The sequence below is a fragment of the Streptomyces sp. genome (genome assembly GCF_019510245.1).
GTDB lineage: Bacteria > Actinomycetota > Actinomycetes > Streptomycetales > Streptomycetaceae > Streptomyces.
The window spans coordinates 120,038-134,757 of sequence record NZ_JAEKKT010000117.1 but is presented as its reverse complement, the minus strand read 5'-3'; the positions used below and the strand labels follow the sequence as shown (position 1 = coordinate 134,757).

The following is a 14,720-nucleotide window of genomic DNA, read 5'->3' as shown; positions in this document are numbered from 1 at the left end:
GGAAATGCGTTCCCCTATTTCCGCCTCTCGCACGGAGTGATCAGCGCGCGTCGGGGCAGTCGGCGGGCGTGGGCTGGACACCGTCAAAGAAGCATCTGCATCAGAAGCATCCACAACAGAAGCAGCCGGACCGGAAGCGTGGGAATCTGAAACCGAAACAGTCGGACCAGAAACAGTCGGACCACACACAGTCGGATCCGAAACAGTCTGTTCAGCAACACTCGGATCGGAAGCGGCCGGAGCGGGAGCGTTCGGAGCAGAAGCTGTCGGGGCAGCCGACGGCCGATCGCCGGACCCGCGTGACCGTGTTCGTTGCGCTCGCCGCCAATCTGGTGATCGCGGCCGCCAAGGCCGTCGGCGGGGTCGTGGCCGGCTCGCCGGCGCTGCTGTCGGAGGCCGCGCACTCCGTCGCCGACAGCCTGAACGAGGTCTTCCTGCTGGCCGCCCTGCGCCGCAGCCGCCGCCCGCCGGACACCCGGCACCCCTTCGGCTACGGCAAGGAGCGCTTCTTCTGGGCCCTGCTCGCGGCCGTCGGGATCTTCGTCATGGGCGGCTGCTTCTCCTTCTTCCAGGGGGTCGAGGCGCTGCGCAACGGCGCGGACGAAGAGCTCAGCGGCTACGTGGCCGGACTGGTCGTACTGGGCATCTCCCTGCTCGCCGAGGGCGCGTCCCTGATCCGGGCGCTGCACCAGGCCCGCGGGGAGGACCGCGGGCTGCGCGATCCGGCGCTGCGCACGGTGATCGCCGAGGACGGCACCGCGGTGCTCGGCGTCTGCCTCGCGATCGTCGGCATGGTCCTGCACATGGTGACCGGCCAGGTCGCCTGGGAGGCGTCGGCGTCGCTGGCCATCGGCGCCCTGCTCGTGTACGTCGCCTACCGGCTGGGCGCCGACGCCCGCGACCAGCTGATCGGGGAGGCCGCGGATCCGGAACTCAGCGCCAGGATCCGCGAGCTGCTGGAAGCGGAGTCCGAGATCGACAGTGTGGAGGCGCTCTTCACGATGCAGATGGGGCTCGAATCGACCCTCGTCGCGGCCCGGGTCGACCTGGTGCCCGGCCTCGACAGCGAGGACGTGGAGGAGGTCCTGGTGCGCATCAAGGGGACGCTCGCCGACAGGTTCCACGAGACCGACCAGGTCTTCCTGGACGTGACCGACCGCTCCGCGCAGGAGGCACGTGAAAGCCCCGCCGCGACGGGGGAACGCGGCGGGGCCTGATATTCGGCTGCCCGGGCCGAAGCCGGTTCATGCCTCCCCGAAACAGATTTTTCTAAATTCCGACGGTCCCCGGCCGGAATGAATTCCCGGAACCGCCAATTCCCCTGCTGCGGTTCCGGGTGGTCCGGTTCCGGCTACTTCGGTTCCAGCACGAACAACGGGATCTCCCGGCTGGTCTTCTTCTGGTAGTCGGCGTACGGCGGATACGCCGCGACGGCCCGCTCCCACCACTCGGCCTTCTCCGCACCGGTGACCTCACGAGCGGTCATGTCCTGCTTGACCGGCCCGTCCTGGAGCTCGACGACCGGGTGTGACTTGATGTTGAAGTACCAGACCGGATGCTTGGGCGCGCCGCCCTGCGAGGCGACCACGGCGTACTTCCCGTCGTGCTCCACCCGCATCAGCGGCGTCTTGCGGATCTTGCCGCTCTTCGCACCCAGGGTGGTGAGCAGGATGACGGGCAACCCCGTGTCCATCAGTGTCGTGCCCTCCTTCCCGCCCGAGCTCTCGTACAACTCGACCTGCTCGCGCACCCAGGCGGCCGGGCTGGGCTCGTACTCGCCCTCAAGAGGCATGAGGTCCGTCCCCTCGTCGTTTCCAGGAATGACGTGATGATTCAACACGCGAAGTGCCCCGGATCATCCGTACGACACCGGTCCCGTGCCGGTATCCCGCCCGCGCCCCGTGGGCACCGGGCGCCGGCCCGGTCACAGCACCATCCGGGCCGCCAGCCCCAGCATCACGCCGCTCGACAGCAGCGCCGTGACCAGGCGGCCCCGGTGGCCGGTCAGGCCGCGGCCGAGGAGTGCCCCGCCGCCGGCCAGCAGGAGCTGCCAGCTCGCGGACGCGGCGAAGGCCGCGAGGACGAAGACACCCTGCTCCAGCGGCCGTACCGCCTCGGCGGAACGCGTGCCGACCACCAGGGCGGCGAAGTAGATCACCGTCGTGGGGTTGAGCAGCGTGATCCCGAGGAGGCCGAGATACGCCCGTCCGGGGCCGGGTACCGGCCGCTCGGCCCGGGTCGTGAGCCGCCGTTCCCGGTACTGGCGCAGCGCGACCGCCGCGCCGCGCACCGCGAGCGCCACCAGCACCAGGGCCGAGACCCAGCGCAGCGGCGCCAGCACCGGCAGCAGCGCCGCCGCCAGCGCGGCGCCGCCGACCGTGGCGAGCAGGGCGTACAGGCCGTCGGCGCTCGCCACACCGAGCGCGGCGCAGGCGCCGGTCCGCAGTGACGTGCGAGCGGTGAGGGACACTAGATATGTGCCGACCGCGCCGACCGGGACGGCGATCCCGTACCCGGCGAGCAGGCCGGCGACGAGCGCGGCCGTCACGCGCGTGCGGGCTCGGGCCTCCAGGGACGCCCCGGCTGCTGCTGGACCCGCACCCGACGGACGGTCGCGGTGGTCAGCGGCACGATGGCGTCAGGAGAGTTCATGCGCAGATCCTGGGGCCCGCGTCGCCGCACCGGCAAGCGAATTTCGGCGCGGAACCGTCCCCCGGCCGAACGTGGTTCGGCCAGATCACCCGGCGCAGCGATCTGGCCGAACTTCCGGTCGCCCCATAGGTGCCCCGAGCATCTAATGAAGATCGGCACGACGTACGACACTCGTCTGCGAGGTCTTCCATGAACGAAGTTACGGACCTGACGGAACCCATCCCTCCGGCCGGCCGGGCCGACCCCGTGGCCTGGCCGCAGGACCGCACGTGCCCCTACCACCCGCCCACCGGCTACGACCCGCTGCGGAACGGAACCCCGCTGTCCCGTGTCCGTCTCTACGACGGCCGCACCGCCTGGGCGGTCACCGGCCTCGGCGCGGCCCGGGCGCTGCTCTCCGACCCCCGGCTCTCCAGCGACCGCCGGCGGGAGGACTTCCCGATGCCGAACGCCCGGTTCGCGGTGGCCCGGGAGCGCCGCCAGGTCGCCCTGCTCGGCCTCGACGACCCGGAGCACCAGATCCAGCGCCGCATGCTGATCCCGGACTTCACCCTCAAACGCGCGACCGGGATGCGGCCCGCCATCCAGCGGATCGTCGACGGGCTGCTCGACCGGATGATCGCCGAGGGGCCGCCCGCCGACCTGGTGAGCTCCTTCGCGCTGCCGGTGCCGTCCATGGTCATCTGCGACCTGCTCGGCGTTCCCTACGCCGACCACGAGTTCTTCGAGGCACAGTCCCGGCGGCTGCTGCGCGGTCCGGCGCCCGCCGATTCCCTGGACGCGCGCGACAAGCTGGAGGCCTACCTGGGCGACCTGGCCGACCGCAAGAGCCGGGACGAGGCGCCCGGCGAAGGAGTCCTCGACGACCTCGTCCACGAGCGGCTGCGCGCGGGCGCCCTGGACCGCCAGGAGGTCGTCTCGCTCGCCCTCATCCTGCTGGTCGCCGGGCACGAGACCACCGCCAACATGATCTCGCTCGGCACCTTCACCCTGCTCCAGCAGCCTGAGCGGCTCGCCGAACTGCGCGCCGACCCCGCGCTGGTGCCCGCCGCCGTCGAGGAACTGATGCGGATGCTGTCCATCGCCGACGGGCTGCTGCGCGTCGCCCTGGAGGACATCGAGATCGACGGCACCACCATCCGCAAGGGCGACGGCGTGCTCTTCGCGACCTCGGTCATCAACCGCGACGAGTCCGTGTACGACGACCCCGACACCCTCGACTGGCACCGCCCGGCCCGCCACCACGTGGCCTTCGGCTTCGGCGTCCACCAGTGCCTGGGCCAGAACCTGGCCCGCACCGAGCTGGAGATCGCCCTGCGCACCCTGTGGGAGCGGCTCCCGGACCTGCGGCTCGCCGCACCGCCGGAGGAGATTCCCTTCAAACCCGGCGACACGATCCAGGGGATGCTGGAACTCCCCGTGACCTGGTAAGAGGCTCCTGCCATGCACATCGAGATCGACAGGGACGTCTGCATCGGCGCGGGGCAGTGTGCCCTGACCGCCCCCAACGTCTTCACCCAGGACGACGACGGCTTCAGCGCGCTGCTCCCCGGCAAGGCGGACGGCGGCGGCGACCCGCTGGTCAAGGAGGCGGCCCGGGCCTGCCCGGTGCACGCCATCACGGTCGGGGAACCGACGGGTTAGGCAGCCGCCGGCACGTCGAGCACCGCCACCTCCAGCCCGCGCAGCCGCACCGGGTCGGCGACCACCTCGTACGCGGTCACCCGGTCGCCCTCGACGGTGACCCGCAGGACGTGAAGCAGCCGTCCGCGCGGGGCGACCACGAGGCCGACCCGGCCGTCCACCAGGGCCGGTACGGCGAACCGGGCGCGGTCGCGCAGCAGCACCGTGCCCTCCGCGACCGCACGCGCGCCCCGCAGTTCCGTCGCCCTGCCCGGCGGCAGGGCCGCGGGGTCGGCGTACCGGACCACGTCGGGGGCGAGCAGGCCGAGCAGCGCGCCCAGGTCACCGCCCCGGGCCGCGGCCAGGAACGCCTCCACGACCCCGCGGTGCCGTTCCTGCTCGGCGGCCGGCAGCGCGGGCGTGCCCCGGACCTTGTGCCGGGCCCGGCTGGCGAGCTTCTTCGCGGCCGGCAGCGAGCGGTCGGTGACCGCCGCGATCTGCTCGAACGGCACTCCGAACACATCGTGCAGCACGAACGCCACCCGCTCGGCCGGGCTCAGCCTCTCCAGCACCACCAGCAGGGCGAGCCCCACCGATTCGGCCAGCACGGCCTCGTCCTCGGGGCCGTCGCAGGCCGCGCGCTCCGGGAGGTCCTCGCCGTACGGCTCCTCGCGGTGGGCGGCGCGGGCGCGCAGCACGTCCAGGCAGATGCGGGAGACCACCGTCGTCAGCCAGGCGGTGAGGTTGCCGATGCCGGCGCCGCCCGCACGGCTCAGCCGCAGCCAGGCCTCCTGGACCACGTCCTCGGCGTCCCCGGCCGAGCCCAGCATGCGGTACGCGATCGCCCGCAGCCGCCCGCGCCGCGCCTCGAACTCCGCCGCCAGCTCGTCGTGCCGGTCCATGGGGTCACCTTTCCGTCCCGTACTCCGTCACCCCGTCGACGTATCCGGACCGACCGAGGTGACCACCCCATGCTGCTGCACATCGACTCCAGTGCCGACGCGACCGCCGACTCCGTGACCAGGCGCCTCACCGCCGGCTTCGCCCGCGCCTGGCGCGCCGGGCACCCGGTGGGGGAGTACCGCCACCGGGATCTGACCGCGACCCCGGTGCCGCCGCTCACCGGCGCCTACACCACCCTGGGCCGCCGGGTGGAGCGCGAGGGTTTCGTGCCGCCCGCCAAGGTGCCCGCGCTGATCGAGAGCCCGGCCGAGGCCCGCGAGTGGGAACAGACCCTGCCCCTGATCGCCGAACTGGCCGCCGCGGACACGGTGCTGCTCGGCGTCCCCATGTACAACTTCGCGGTGCCCGCGGCCCTCAAGGCGTGGATCGACCGGGTGACCTTCCCCGGCGCCTTCGTGCACCCGGACACCGGGGAGAGCCTGCTGTCCGGTACCCGGGTGGTGGCCGTCCTGGCGCGCGGCGGGGCCTACGGCCCGGACACCGGGCGGGCGGCCTTCGACTTCCAGACCCCGTACCTGAAGGCCTGGACGGGCCGGCTGGGCGTCCGGCCCGAGCACCTCCATCCGCTCGCCGCCGAGCTGACGCGCGTCGACGTGCTGCCCTTCCTGGCCGGACAGGAGGAAGCGGCCGCCGCCTCCCTCGCCGAGGCCCGCACCGCCCTCTTGCGGCTCGCCGCGATGCGCTGACCCTCACCCGGCGCGCAGCAGCACCCGGGCCGCCGCGCGGGCCTCCGCCGCGGGCTGCGCGCTCCCGGCGACGCCCGCGGTGACCATCGCCCCCTCGGCGAGCAGGAACAGCGGCCCGGTGAGCGCGGCGTCCAGCCCGGCGTCGGCCACCAGCCCCGCGACGTAGTCCCGGAACGCCTGCTTGTGGCCCCGCACCTGGGCCGCCACCCGCGGGGAGACGGCGCCGAGCTCGCCGTACGCGTTGATCCAGGCGCACCCCCGGAAGTCCGCCTCCCCGAACCATCCCTCCAGCCAGTCGAAGACCGCGAGCAGCCGCTCCCGGGGGTCCTCGTGGCGCCGGACGTGCTCGGCGAGCCGTTGTCGCCAGCGCACGTCCCGCCGCTCCAGGTAGGCCTCCACGAGCTGCTCCTTCGCGGGGAAGAGCTGGTAGAGCCGTTTGAGGGAGACGCCGGAGGCGCCGCGTATGTCGTCCATGCCGACGGACTGCACCCCGCGCCCGTAGAACAGCCGCTCGGCGGCGTCCAGAGCCTGCTCGCGCGCGACCGCGCTGTCCATGGGCCACTCCTTGACGGCAGAACGTGCGTTCTCCTACGGTAGCAGCGACCTGGAGAACGCACGTTCTCCCTTCGTCGAGGAGGAGACCATGGCCGACCGACCGCCCCTGCCGCCCTTCACCCGGGAGACCGCAGTCCAGAAGGTCCAGGCCGCCGAGGACGCCTGGAACACCCGCGATCCCGAGCGGGTGGCGCTCGCCTACTCCGAGGACTCGGTCTGGCGCAACCGCGGCACCTTCGTCACCGGCCGCGCCGCGATCGTCGAGTTCCTCACCGCGAAATGGGCCCGCGAACTCGACTACGCGCTCCGCAAGGACCTGTGGGCCTTCGACGGCGACCGTATCGCGGTCCGCTTCCAGTACGAGTGCCACGACACGGACGGCCAGTGGTGGCGCTCGCACGGCAACGAGCTGTGGGAGTTCGACGGGCACGGACTCATGACCCGGCGCGAGGCCAGCATCAACGACGTCCGGATCGAGGAGCACGAGCGCCGGATCCACGGTCCGCGCCCGGAGTCCGAGCGGGGCCTGTCCTTCCCGCTCCGGTAGCCCCCCGCATAGGGTTCCCGGATGACCGACGAGCCCCGCAAGCCCTTCCTCTACCTGGTCGTCTGCGCCGCCGGCATCGCCGCGGGCGTCGGCAGGCTCATCGCCGCGGCCCAGGAACGCGGCTGGGAGGTCGGGGTCATCGCCACGCCCGTGGCGATGACCGGCTTCTTCGACACCGCGGAGGCGGAGGCGCGCACCGGCCGTCCGATCCGGTCGGCCTGGCGCCGCCCCTCCGAACCGCGCCCCTTCCCGGCGCCGGACGCCGTCGTCGTCGCCCCCGCCACTTTCAACACCGTCAACAAGTGGGCCGCCGGGCTCGCCGACACCCTCGCCGTCGGCACCCTGTGCGAGGCCCTGGGGCTCGACGTCCCGATCGCGGTCCTGCCCTGCGTGGCCGGCGCGCTGGCCGCACACCCCGCCTACCAGGAGAGCCTGGCCCGGCTGGGCGCGCTGGGCGTCCGCTTCGGCGACCCCTACGCCGGCGAGACCGAAGCGGACGGCGGGCGCCCCGCGTTCGCCTGGGAACAGGCACTGGACCTGCTGGAGCGGCCCTGACACCGTCCGATAACCACCGCCACGACAGGAGACCGGCCGGCCGGCCGACGTACGCTCGCCTCTGTACGACGTGATCTGAAGCTCGGCCGCACCGGTATGGACGTGTCCCGCATCTGCCTCGGCTGCATGACCTACGGCCTGCCCGACCGCGGCACCCACGAGTGGACCCTCGACGAGGAGGCGACCCGCCCGCTGATCCGGCAGGCGCTGGAGGCGGGCATCAACTTCTTCGACACCGCCAACGTCTACTCGGACGGCACCAGCGAGGAGATCGTCGGCAGGGCGCTGCGCGACTTCGCCCGGCGCGACGAGATCGTCCTCGCCACCAAGGTGCACGGCCGGATGCGCCCCGGCCCCAACGGCGGCGGGCTGTCCCGCAAGGCGATCCTCACCGAGATCGACCACAGCCTCGGCCGCCTCGGCACCGACTACGTCGACCTCTACCAGATCCACCGCTACGATCACGCCACGCCGGTCGAGGAGACGATGGAGGCGCTGCACGACGTCGTCAAGGCGGGCAAGGCGCGCTACATCGGGGCGAGTTCGATGTACGCCTGGGAGTTCTCCAAGGCCCAGTACACGGCCGAGCTGGGCGGCTGGACCAAGTTCGTGTCCATGCAGAACCACTACAACCTCCTCTACCGCGAGGAGGAACGCGAGATGCTGCCGCTCTGCGCCGACCAGGGCGTGGGCGTGCTGCCGTGGAGCCCACTGGCCCGGGGCCGCCTCACCCGCGACTGGGGCACGGTCACCGAGCGCAGCGCGAACGACAACTTCGGCAACCGCCTCTACCAGGAGGGCGACCGCGCGATCGTCGAGGCGGTCACCCGCATCGCCGGCGACCGGGGCGTCCCGCGCGCCCAGGTGGCCCTGTCCTGGCTGCTCCACCAGAACACGGTGACCGCCCCGATCATCGGCGCCTCGAAACCGAACCACCTGGAGGACGCCGTGGCAGCCGTCGAGTTGGCACTCAGCGACAAGGAACTCGAAGAGCTGCAGGAGCCTTACGGCCCGCATCCGATCTCCGGTCACTGAGCTTCTTCAGAACGGCCACCGATCGGGTGACGCGCAGCGTCGCGATCCGGGCCGGCACGTCGGCAGTCGCCCTGCTCACCAACGTCGTCAACGCCCAGTGGTTCCTCACTCGCCGGAGGGGCGGCTGAAGAAGCTCACTGAGACGCCCCTGAAGGGGCGCTGGGGGAGGAACTGCGCGAGCAACCACGTCGCACCCGCACCCGCACCCGCATCACAACCGCTCGGTCCCGCACGGACCGCCCCCTTCGCTCTCCAGCAGAGGAACAGGTTCCCCACCCATGGACAACGTCCGGTAGTACCCCCCGATCCGCTCCGCCGACCGCCCCACATAGTGCCCGATGAACGACCGTCGGCTGCGCCCAGCGGAGCGATTGGGCTGGGACCCCTGCACCAGACTCCCGTTGAAGAACAGCACGTCCCCCGGCCCCATGTCGACCGGCACCGCCGCGAGCCCCTCCGGCGGTGCCACGTACTCCCGCGCGAACGACAGCTCCGCATCCGACTCCTCGGGGCAGAACAGGTCCATCCGGTGCGTCCCCGGCACCACCTCGAGGCCGCCGTTCTCCCGGTCAATCGCCTCACAGGCGACCCACGCGGCGACACACGTCCCCGGCTCCACCCGCAGATAGAAGTTGTCCTGATGCAGCGCCTGCCCCCGGGCCCCCGGTGGCTTGAAGTAGAACATGCTCTGCGCGGCGAGCACCTCCTCCCCGAACAGCGCCTCCAGGACCACCCGCAGCCGCTCGTCCAGCAGGAACCGACGCGCGAGGGCACTGATCTCGTGGGGCTGCATCACCCGCGGAAACCGCTGCAGCGGATCGCCCGTCGGCTTCGGCTCGAAGTGCCCCGGCACGACCCGCCCCGCCGCGTGCAGCGCCTCGAACTCCGCGCACAGCCGCTCGATCTCGTCGTACCCGAACAACCCTCGTACGACGGTGAACCCGTCCTCCTCGAACTGCCGCACGTCCGTGGTGTCGATGCCTGTGGCTGTCATGGCCGCCCTCCTCGGTCCGGTGCCCCGGACCTGTCACGCTAGGCCGACGCCACCACGGAGGGGATGCCCATGAGCGCTGCGGAGCTGCCCGGCACTGCTGTCCCGGCCCCGCCGCCGGGCACGGTCGTCACCGGCCGCTACGACGAGGGGCCCGGCTACCGGATCAACCGACCCGGGGGCGCGAGCAGTTGGCTGATCACCTGGACGACGGACGGCTGCGGCCTGCTCCGGCAGGGGGCCGTGCAGACCCCGGCGCGCGCCGGCGATCTCGTCGTCCTCGCCCCGGGCGTCCCGCACAGCTACGCCGTCGGGCCCGGCGCGCGCCGTTGGCGGTTCTGGTGGACCCACTGCCAGATCCGCCCCCACTGGACCCCGTGGCTGGCACCGCGTGCCCTCGGCGACGGCGTGTACGCCGTCGCCGCCCCGCACGGCACCCACACCCGGATCGAGGCGGCCTTCCACCGCGTGCTCGCCGACTCCCGCTGGACCGGCTCCGGCGCGCCGCCCGCCCCGGCCCCCGGTGACGCCCCCGTCGCCGTCGCGCACGGCAGTGCGGCGCGCGAACTCGCCCTGTGCGCCCTGGAGGAGGCCGTCCTGCTCGCCACCGCCGGTCCGCACCCGGCGGCGCCCGGCCGGGCCACCGAGGACCCGCGGGTGCGCCGCGCCGAGGAGCTGATCGCCGCCGATCCGGGCGCCCCGCACACGGTGCGCTCGCTCGCCGCGTGTGTCGCGCTGTCGCCGTCCCGGTTCGCCCACCTCTTCACCGGCCGGACCGGGGTGCCGCCCATGCGGGCGCTGCGCGAGGCGCGGCTGCGACACGCCGCCCGGCTGCTGGAGGGCACCGACCTGACCGTCGAGCGGGTCGCCGCCGCGTCCGGATTTCCCAGCCCGTTCCACTTCAACCGGGTTTTCCGAGAAAGATACGGTGTCCCGCCCGGCGCCTACCGTGCCGGTGAACGCGGTTAATTCACCCGGCTATTGGTTCCGGGGTGGCGTCGGCCGGGCGGCTTGCGCAGGTCGGGGCGTGGTTCAATGGTTGCGCCGATACCAGGACCGTCGGCCCCGAATCCTTGCGTCAATTGCGATGTCGATACAGAGACAATGAGTCGGCTCCGGCATTGACGTTTCGTCAAATTAGCGCAGCCGCCGGGCAATGCGTAAAACCCCGAGATCTCTTGTTCTGCCCTGCTGGCCTGTGCAAAGGTGTGGCGTGTCGGCATGCGGACAATTATTTTCGACCGCCGCGTGCGCGAGGCCGCTCCCCGCGTGCCGAACCCCCCAACACGCCCATCCGGCCTCGGTGTCGGCCGGGCCGCCCACCGGTCGCATACCAGACGGTATGGGCCGAATCCCGCGTTGCGTCTGGAAGGAATGCCGCCGTGAATGACGCAGGCCTGGGGAATTCCCCTACCCCCGCCCGGCCGTTCGACGTCACCGACGAGCAGCTCAGCGCCGAGCTCAAGCAGTGGACGGGCACGGCGCCCGCCCTGCACCCCGTCGGTGAGCTTCTCGACCGGCACTGGGAAGCGGCCTTCGCCTACGCCCGTCTGTGCACCGACGGGACGCGCGGTGCGGGAATGCTCACCACTGCCGCATTCACCCGGCTCTTCGGTGAATCCCTCCGCCAGGCCGGCCCGACCGCTGCCTGGCGCCCCCAACTCCTCGTCACCGTGCGCCGTATCGCCGCCGAATGGGACAACGACGGCCGCGGCGAACTGCTCCACCCCCAGCTGCGCGCCGGCAAGGGCGAGCGGGCCGCCGCCCGGCTGCTTCCGCCCGCGAACCGGCGGCTGCTCTCCCGGGCCTTCCAGCGCCTCACCCCGTCCTCTCGGACCGTGCTGTGGCACACCGAGGTCGAGTCGGAGCCCCTGGCGGCCCCCGCCGCACTGCTGGGCATGGACGAGCAGGACGCGCACGTCGAACTGCGCCGGGCCCGCGAGCGGATGCGCGAGGAGTGCATCCAGGTGCACCGCGAACTCGCTCACGAGGACGAGTGCCAGCGCTACGTCCGGATGATCGACGTGACCTTCCGGCGCGGCGGGATCGACGTCGACCGGGACCTCCAGCAGCACCTGAACGGCTGCAAGCACTGCCGGTACACCGCCGACCAGCTCCACCAGTTCAACGGGGGCGGCCTCGGCGTCGCCCTCGCCGAGGCCGTGCTCGGCTGGGGCGCCCGGGCCTACATGGAGTCCCGGGCCGGCCTGGCCGAGGAGCCCACCGAGCCCGAGACCGCTCCCGCCGGAGGGCTCGCGGGCGGCGAGGCGTTCGCGCCGTCGGCCGCCCCGGGCAAGGGCCTGGTCGTGCATCCCGCCGCCTCCCGCCGGGCCCGGCAGCGGGCCGCCCGCCGGGCCCGCCGCCGCAACCTCACCGTGGCCGTGGCCACGGTGAGCGGCCTGGTCGTGCTGCCGCTGGTGCTGTGGTCGGTGCTCGGCTCCGGCGACGACAGCACCTCGGCCGCCGCCAAGCCGTCCGCCACGCCGGCCGGGTCCGCCACCTCGGGCCCGTCCTGGGTCGGCACCAGCCGGACCACCCAGGGCACGCTGCGCGGCCGGCTCCACAACATCGCCTCCGGCCTGTGCATCGGCGTGGTCGGCAAGAAGGCCGTCGAGGGCGCCGAGACCGAGCTCGCCGAGTGCTCCTCGGTCGCCAGCCAGCAGTGGACGTACGAGGGCGACGGACTGCTGCGCAACGCCGCGGCCCCCGGCCTGTGCCTCGACTCGCACCTCGGCTACTCCGTCCGGCTCGTCCCGTGCACGGCGGCGACCGGGACCAAGGCCAAGAGCGTCCACTACGACTTCACCCTCCAGGGCGCCCTGGTGCCCCGCTGGGACCAGGACCTGGCCCTCGCCCCCGCCGCCACCGACGGCGGCGGCGCGCTGGTGGTAAAGAACCGGACGAACGCCGGCGCCCAGCGCTGGGTGATGGACACCTCCCAGCCCGACCTGCAGATGCAGGTCGTCAACTGGGACGCCGACACCACCCCGACGCCGGCCGCGGCCGCCACCCCGACCACCAAGGCCGCGAAGCCCGCCACGCCCACGCCCACCGCGTCGAGGACCACCGCGCAGCCGACGCGGTCGAGCACCCCGAGCTACGACCCGTGCGCCGAGTACCCGGGCTACTGCTACGGCTCCGGGGGCGGCCAGTACGGCGGCGGCTGGGGCGGCGGCGGTGGTTACGGTGGCGGCTACGGCGGTGGTTACGGCGGCGGTGGTTACGGCGGCGGGGGCTACCACGGGCGCTGAGCCCGTGCCGGGTCAGGGGCGCGGCGGCGGAGGCGGCATCGTCGTCAGATCCGGCGCCCCCTCCGGCCACACCAGCAGCACCGGGCAGGGCGCGTGGTCGACGACGAACCGCGCCGCCCTGCCCAGGCTGTGCGGCCCGAGCCGGGACCGGTCGCCGTCCCGGGCCAGGACCAGCAGGTCGGCGTCGCCGGCGGCGGCCACCACCTCCCGCTCGACCCGGCCGGCCCGCTCCAGCCGGGTGCAGGGCCGCCCCAGCCGGGACTCGGCCGCGTCCAGCAACTGAGCCGCCGAGCTCCCGCCGAGCTCCACCAGCCGCCGCTCCGGATCCGGTTCCGAGCCGGCCCGGCCCAGCAGCCCCGCGAAGGCGCCGTGCGCGAGCCCGGCCACCCCCGGTTCGTCGACGTGCAGCAGCACCACCTCGGACGCGTCCGGCGCGTAGCCGCGCACCGCGTCCACACAGGCGGGCCAGGTCCCCTCGACCAGCCAGACGATCACCCGCATCTCCATGGCCTCCCAGCTAGATCCCGACTGGACACCCGACTAGACCCCGACCACCTGGAGCGCCCCCCACAGTGCCACCACCGCCCCGCACAGCGCGGCCGGCACGGCGAGCAGCCCCAGCCGGGTGAACTCCCCGAGGTCCACGCCGTGGTCGTGCTGGTGCACGATCCTGCGCCACAGCAGCGTCGCGAGCGACCCGGCGTAGGTGAGGTTCGGGCCGATGTTCACCCCGAGCAGCACGGCCAGCACCGCGCCCGGCCCGGCCGGGGCGGCCAGCGGCAGCAGCACCAGCACCGCCGGCAGGTTGTTGACGATGTTCGCGAGGACGGCGGCGAGCGCGGCGATGCCGAGCAGCGCCGGCAGCCCGGTCCCGCCCGGCAGCACGTGGCCGAGCGCGTCCGCGAGCCCGTTGTCGACGACCGCCCGCACCACGATCCCGAGTGCCAGCACGAACGCCAGGAACGCGGGCGCGGCCGCCGTCACCACCGTCAGCGGCGTCGCCCGCCGCCGCAGCAGCGCCCGCCCGGCCAGCACCAGCGCACCCGCGCAGGCCGCCCACGCCGGGTCGATGCCGACCGCGGAGGTGAGCACGAACCCGGCGAGCGTGCAGGCCACCGTCACCAGTGCGAACACCGGCAGCCGGGGCGGCTCGCCGGTGTCCTCGGAGCCCGGCGCCGCCGAGGACAGGTCACGGGCGAAGAACCGCCGGAACACCAGGTACTCGGCGCCGATCGCCACCAGCCAGGGCAGCACCATCAGCGCCGCGAACCGGGTGAAGCTCAGCCCGCTCGCCGCGAAGGCCAGCAGGTTCGTCAGGTTGGACACCGGCAGCAGCAGCGAGGCCGTGTTCGACAGATGCGTACAGGCGTAGACGTGCGGTTTCGCCCGCACCCCGGACCGGGCCGCGGTCGCGAACACCACCGGCGTCAGGAGCACCACCGTCGCGTCCAGGCTGAGCACGGCCGTGATCACCGACGCCAGCGCGAACACCGCGGTCAGCAGCCGCACCGGCCGCCCGCCCGACCAGCGGGCCATCCACGCCCCGCAGGCCTGGAACAGGCCCTCCACGTCGCAGAAGTGGGCCAGTACCAGGACCGCGGCGAGGAAGCCGACCACCGGCCCGAGCTGCTCGGCCTCCGCCCGCGCGTGGTCGAGGGAGATCGCGCCGGTGGCGACGACGATGCCGGCCGCCGGTACGGCGAGCACCGCCTCCGGCCAGCCGCGGGGCCGGATCACGGCCCAGGCGAGGACGGCGGCGAGCAGGAGGACGGACAGGGTCTCGGCGAGCGGGGTGTTCAGGGCGCGTCCCTCGGAGGCGTGATCAAGTACGGCCCACCCATGAAAGCAGATGAAAGCAGATG

16 protein-coding genes are annotated in these 14,720 nt (G+C 73.0%); 9 read left to right on the top strand and 7 right to left on the bottom strand.

Going from position 1 to position 14,720, the window contains the following annotated elements; genetic code table 11:
- Positions 1–263 precede the first annotated feature (263 nt).
- Positions 264–1,217: a cation diffusion facilitator family transporter gene (locus JF597_RS09070; protein WP_293991758.1), complete on the top strand. Its 954-nt coding sequence runs from the start codon at positions 264–266 to the stop codon at positions 1,215–1,217.
- 134 nt (positions 1,218–1,351) lie between these two features.
- Here the strand turns inward: JF597_RS09070 and JF597_RS09065 are convergent, their stop codons facing one another.
- Together JF597_RS09065 and JF597_RS09060 are read right to left on the bottom strand one after the other, a co-directional pair.
- A complete protein-coding gene (locus JF597_RS09065; protein ID WP_293991524.1) occupies positions 1,352–1,792 on the bottom strand; it encodes a nitroreductase family deazaflavin-dependent oxidoreductase in 441 nt (146 codons plus the stop codon).
- Between the two features lie 132 nt (positions 1,793–1,924).
- On the bottom strand, positions 1,925–2,548 hold the full coding sequence (locus tag JF597_RS09060; protein ID WP_293991521.1) for a LysE family transporter: 624 nt from the start codon (positions 2,546–2,548) through the stop codon (positions 1,925–1,927).
- Positions 2,549–2,841: 293 nt separating this feature from the next.
- On the opposite strand from JF597_RS09060, the gene JF597_RS09055 reads away from it, so the two are divergent.
- Positions 2,842–4,083, top strand: coding sequence for a cytochrome P450 (locus JF597_RS09055; RefSeq protein WP_293991518.1), 1,242 nt, complete (start codon positions 2,842–2,844; stop codon positions 4,081–4,083).
- A gap of 12 nt (positions 4,084–4,095) precedes the next feature.
- Entirely contained in the window at positions 4,096–4,296 is a 201-nt protein-coding gene (locus JF597_RS09050) for a ferredoxin (protein ID WP_293991516.1), read from the top strand.
- Here the strand turns inward: JF597_RS09050 and JF597_RS09045 are convergent.
- Positions 4,293–5,177, bottom strand: a complete 885-nt coding sequence (locus tag JF597_RS09045) for a sigma-70 family RNA polymerase sigma factor (RefSeq protein ID WP_293991514.1) — start codon at positions 5,175–5,177, stop codon at positions 4,293–4,295. The two genes, JF597_RS09050 and JF597_RS09045, sit on opposite strands and share 4 nt — an antisense overlap.
- A gap of 69 nt (positions 5,178–5,246) precedes the next feature.
- Between JF597_RS09045 and JF597_RS09040 the strand changes: the two genes are divergently transcribed.
- The gene (locus tag JF597_RS09040) at positions 5,247–5,924 is read left to right on the top strand and encodes an NAD(P)H-dependent oxidoreductase (protein ID WP_293991512.1); all 678 of its coding nucleotides are present in this window, start codon (positions 5,247–5,249) and stop codon (positions 5,922–5,924) included.
- 3 nt (positions 5,925–5,927) lie between these two features.
- Here the strand turns inward: JF597_RS09040 and JF597_RS09035 are convergent, their stop codons facing one another.
- Positions 5,928–6,479: a TetR/AcrR family transcriptional regulator gene (locus tag JF597_RS09035; RefSeq protein WP_293991510.1), complete on the bottom strand. Its 552-nt coding sequence runs from the start codon at positions 6,477–6,479 to the stop codon at positions 5,928–5,930.
- Between the two features lie 88 nt (positions 6,480–6,567).
- On the opposite strand from JF597_RS09035, the gene JF597_RS09030 reads away from it, so the two are divergent.
- From JF597_RS09030 to JF597_RS09020, 3 genes are all read left to right on the top strand, one after another.
- The gene (locus JF597_RS09030; protein WP_293991508.1) at positions 6,568–7,026 is read left to right on the top strand and encodes a nuclear transport factor 2 family protein; all 459 of its coding nucleotides are present in this window, start codon (positions 6,568–6,570) and stop codon (positions 7,024–7,026) included.
- Between the two features lie 21 nt (positions 7,027–7,047).
- Positions 7,048–7,581, top strand: coding sequence for a flavoprotein (locus tag JF597_RS09025; protein ID WP_293991506.1), 534 nt, complete (start codon positions 7,048–7,050; stop codon positions 7,579–7,581).
- 96 nt (positions 7,582–7,677) lie between these two features.
- The gene (locus JF597_RS09020; protein WP_293991503.1) at positions 7,678–8,616 is read left to right on the top strand and encodes an aldo/keto reductase; all 939 of its coding nucleotides are present in this window, start codon (positions 7,678–7,680) and stop codon (positions 8,614–8,616) included.
- Between the two features lie 211 nt (positions 8,617–8,827).
- Here JF597_RS09020 and JF597_RS09015 read toward each other — a convergent pair whose 3' ends face one another.
- On the bottom strand, positions 8,828–9,610 hold the full coding sequence (locus JF597_RS09015; RefSeq protein ID WP_293991502.1) for a phytanoyl-CoA dioxygenase family protein: 783 nt from the start codon (positions 9,608–9,610) through the stop codon (positions 8,828–8,830).
- 69 nt (positions 9,611–9,679) lie between these two features.
- Here JF597_RS09015 and JF597_RS09010 point away from each other — a divergent pair, with 69 nt between their 5' ends.
- A complete protein-coding gene (locus JF597_RS09010; RefSeq protein ID WP_293991499.1) occupies positions 9,680–10,576 on the top strand; it encodes a helix-turn-helix domain-containing protein in 897 nt (298 codons plus the stop codon).
- A 413-nt stretch (positions 10,577–10,989) separates the two neighbouring features.
- Complete coding sequence (locus JF597_RS09005) at positions 10,990–12,858, top strand: RICIN domain-containing protein (RefSeq protein ID WP_293991497.1); 1,869 nt, start codon at positions 10,990–10,992, stop codon at positions 12,856–12,858.
- A 12-nt stretch (positions 12,859–12,870) separates the two neighbouring features.
- Here JF597_RS09005 and JF597_RS09000 read toward each other — a convergent pair whose 3' ends face one another.
- Together JF597_RS09000 and JF597_RS08995 are read right to left on the bottom strand one after the other, a co-directional pair.
- On the bottom strand, positions 12,871–13,359 hold the full coding sequence (locus JF597_RS09000; RefSeq protein ID WP_293991756.1) for a universal stress protein: 489 nt from the start codon (positions 13,357–13,359) through the stop codon (positions 12,871–12,873).
- 39 nt (positions 13,360–13,398) lie between these two features.
- Positions 13,399–14,658, bottom strand: a complete 1,260-nt coding sequence (locus tag JF597_RS08995) for an arsenic transporter (protein WP_293991754.1) — start codon at positions 14,656–14,658, stop codon at positions 13,399–13,401.
- Between the last annotated feature and the right edge of the window lie 62 nt (positions 14,659–14,720).

Coding starts and splice junctions, on each gene's coding strand:
- JF597_RS09065 (WP_293991524.1), bottom strand. CDS start 1,792: ATGCCTCTTGAGGGCGAGTACGAGCCCAGCCCGGCCGCCTGGGTGCGC.
- JF597_RS09055 (WP_293991518.1), top strand. CDS start 2,842: ATGAACGAAGTTACGGACCTGACGGAACCCATCCCTCCGGCCGGCCGG.
- JF597_RS09050 (WP_293991516.1), top strand. CDS start 4,096: ATGCACATCGAGATCGACAGGGACGTCTGCATCGGCGCGGGGCAGTGT.
- JF597_RS09045 (WP_293991514.1), bottom strand. CDS start 5,177: ATGGACCGGCACGACGAGCTGGCGGCGGAGTTCGAGGCGCGGCGCGGG.
- JF597_RS09040 (WP_293991512.1), top strand. CDS start 5,247: ATGCTGCTGCACATCGACTCCAGTGCCGACGCGACCGCCGACTCCGTG.
- JF597_RS09035 (WP_293991510.1), bottom strand. CDS start 6,479: ATGGACAGCGCGGTCGCGCGCGAGCAGGCTCTGGACGCCGCCGAGCGG.
- JF597_RS09030 (WP_293991508.1), top strand. CDS start 6,568: ATGGCCGACCGACCGCCCCTGCCGCCCTTCACCCGGGAGACCGCAGTC.
- JF597_RS09025 (WP_293991506.1), top strand. CDS start 7,048: ATGACCGACGAGCCCCGCAAGCCCTTCCTCTACCTGGTCGTCTGCGCC.
- JF597_RS09020 (WP_293991503.1), top strand. CDS start 7,678: ATGGACGTGTCCCGCATCTGCCTCGGCTGCATGACCTACGGCCTGCCC.
- JF597_RS09015 (WP_293991502.1), bottom strand. CDS start 9,610: ATGACAGCCACAGGCATCGACACCACGGACGTGCGGCAGTTCGAGGAG.
- JF597_RS09010 (WP_293991499.1), top strand. CDS start 9,680: ATGAGCGCTGCGGAGCTGCCCGGCACTGCTGTCCCGGCCCCGCCGCCG.
- JF597_RS09000 (WP_293991756.1), bottom strand. CDS start 13,359: ATGCGGGTGATCGTCTGGCTGGTCGAGGGGACCTGGCCCGCCTGTGTG.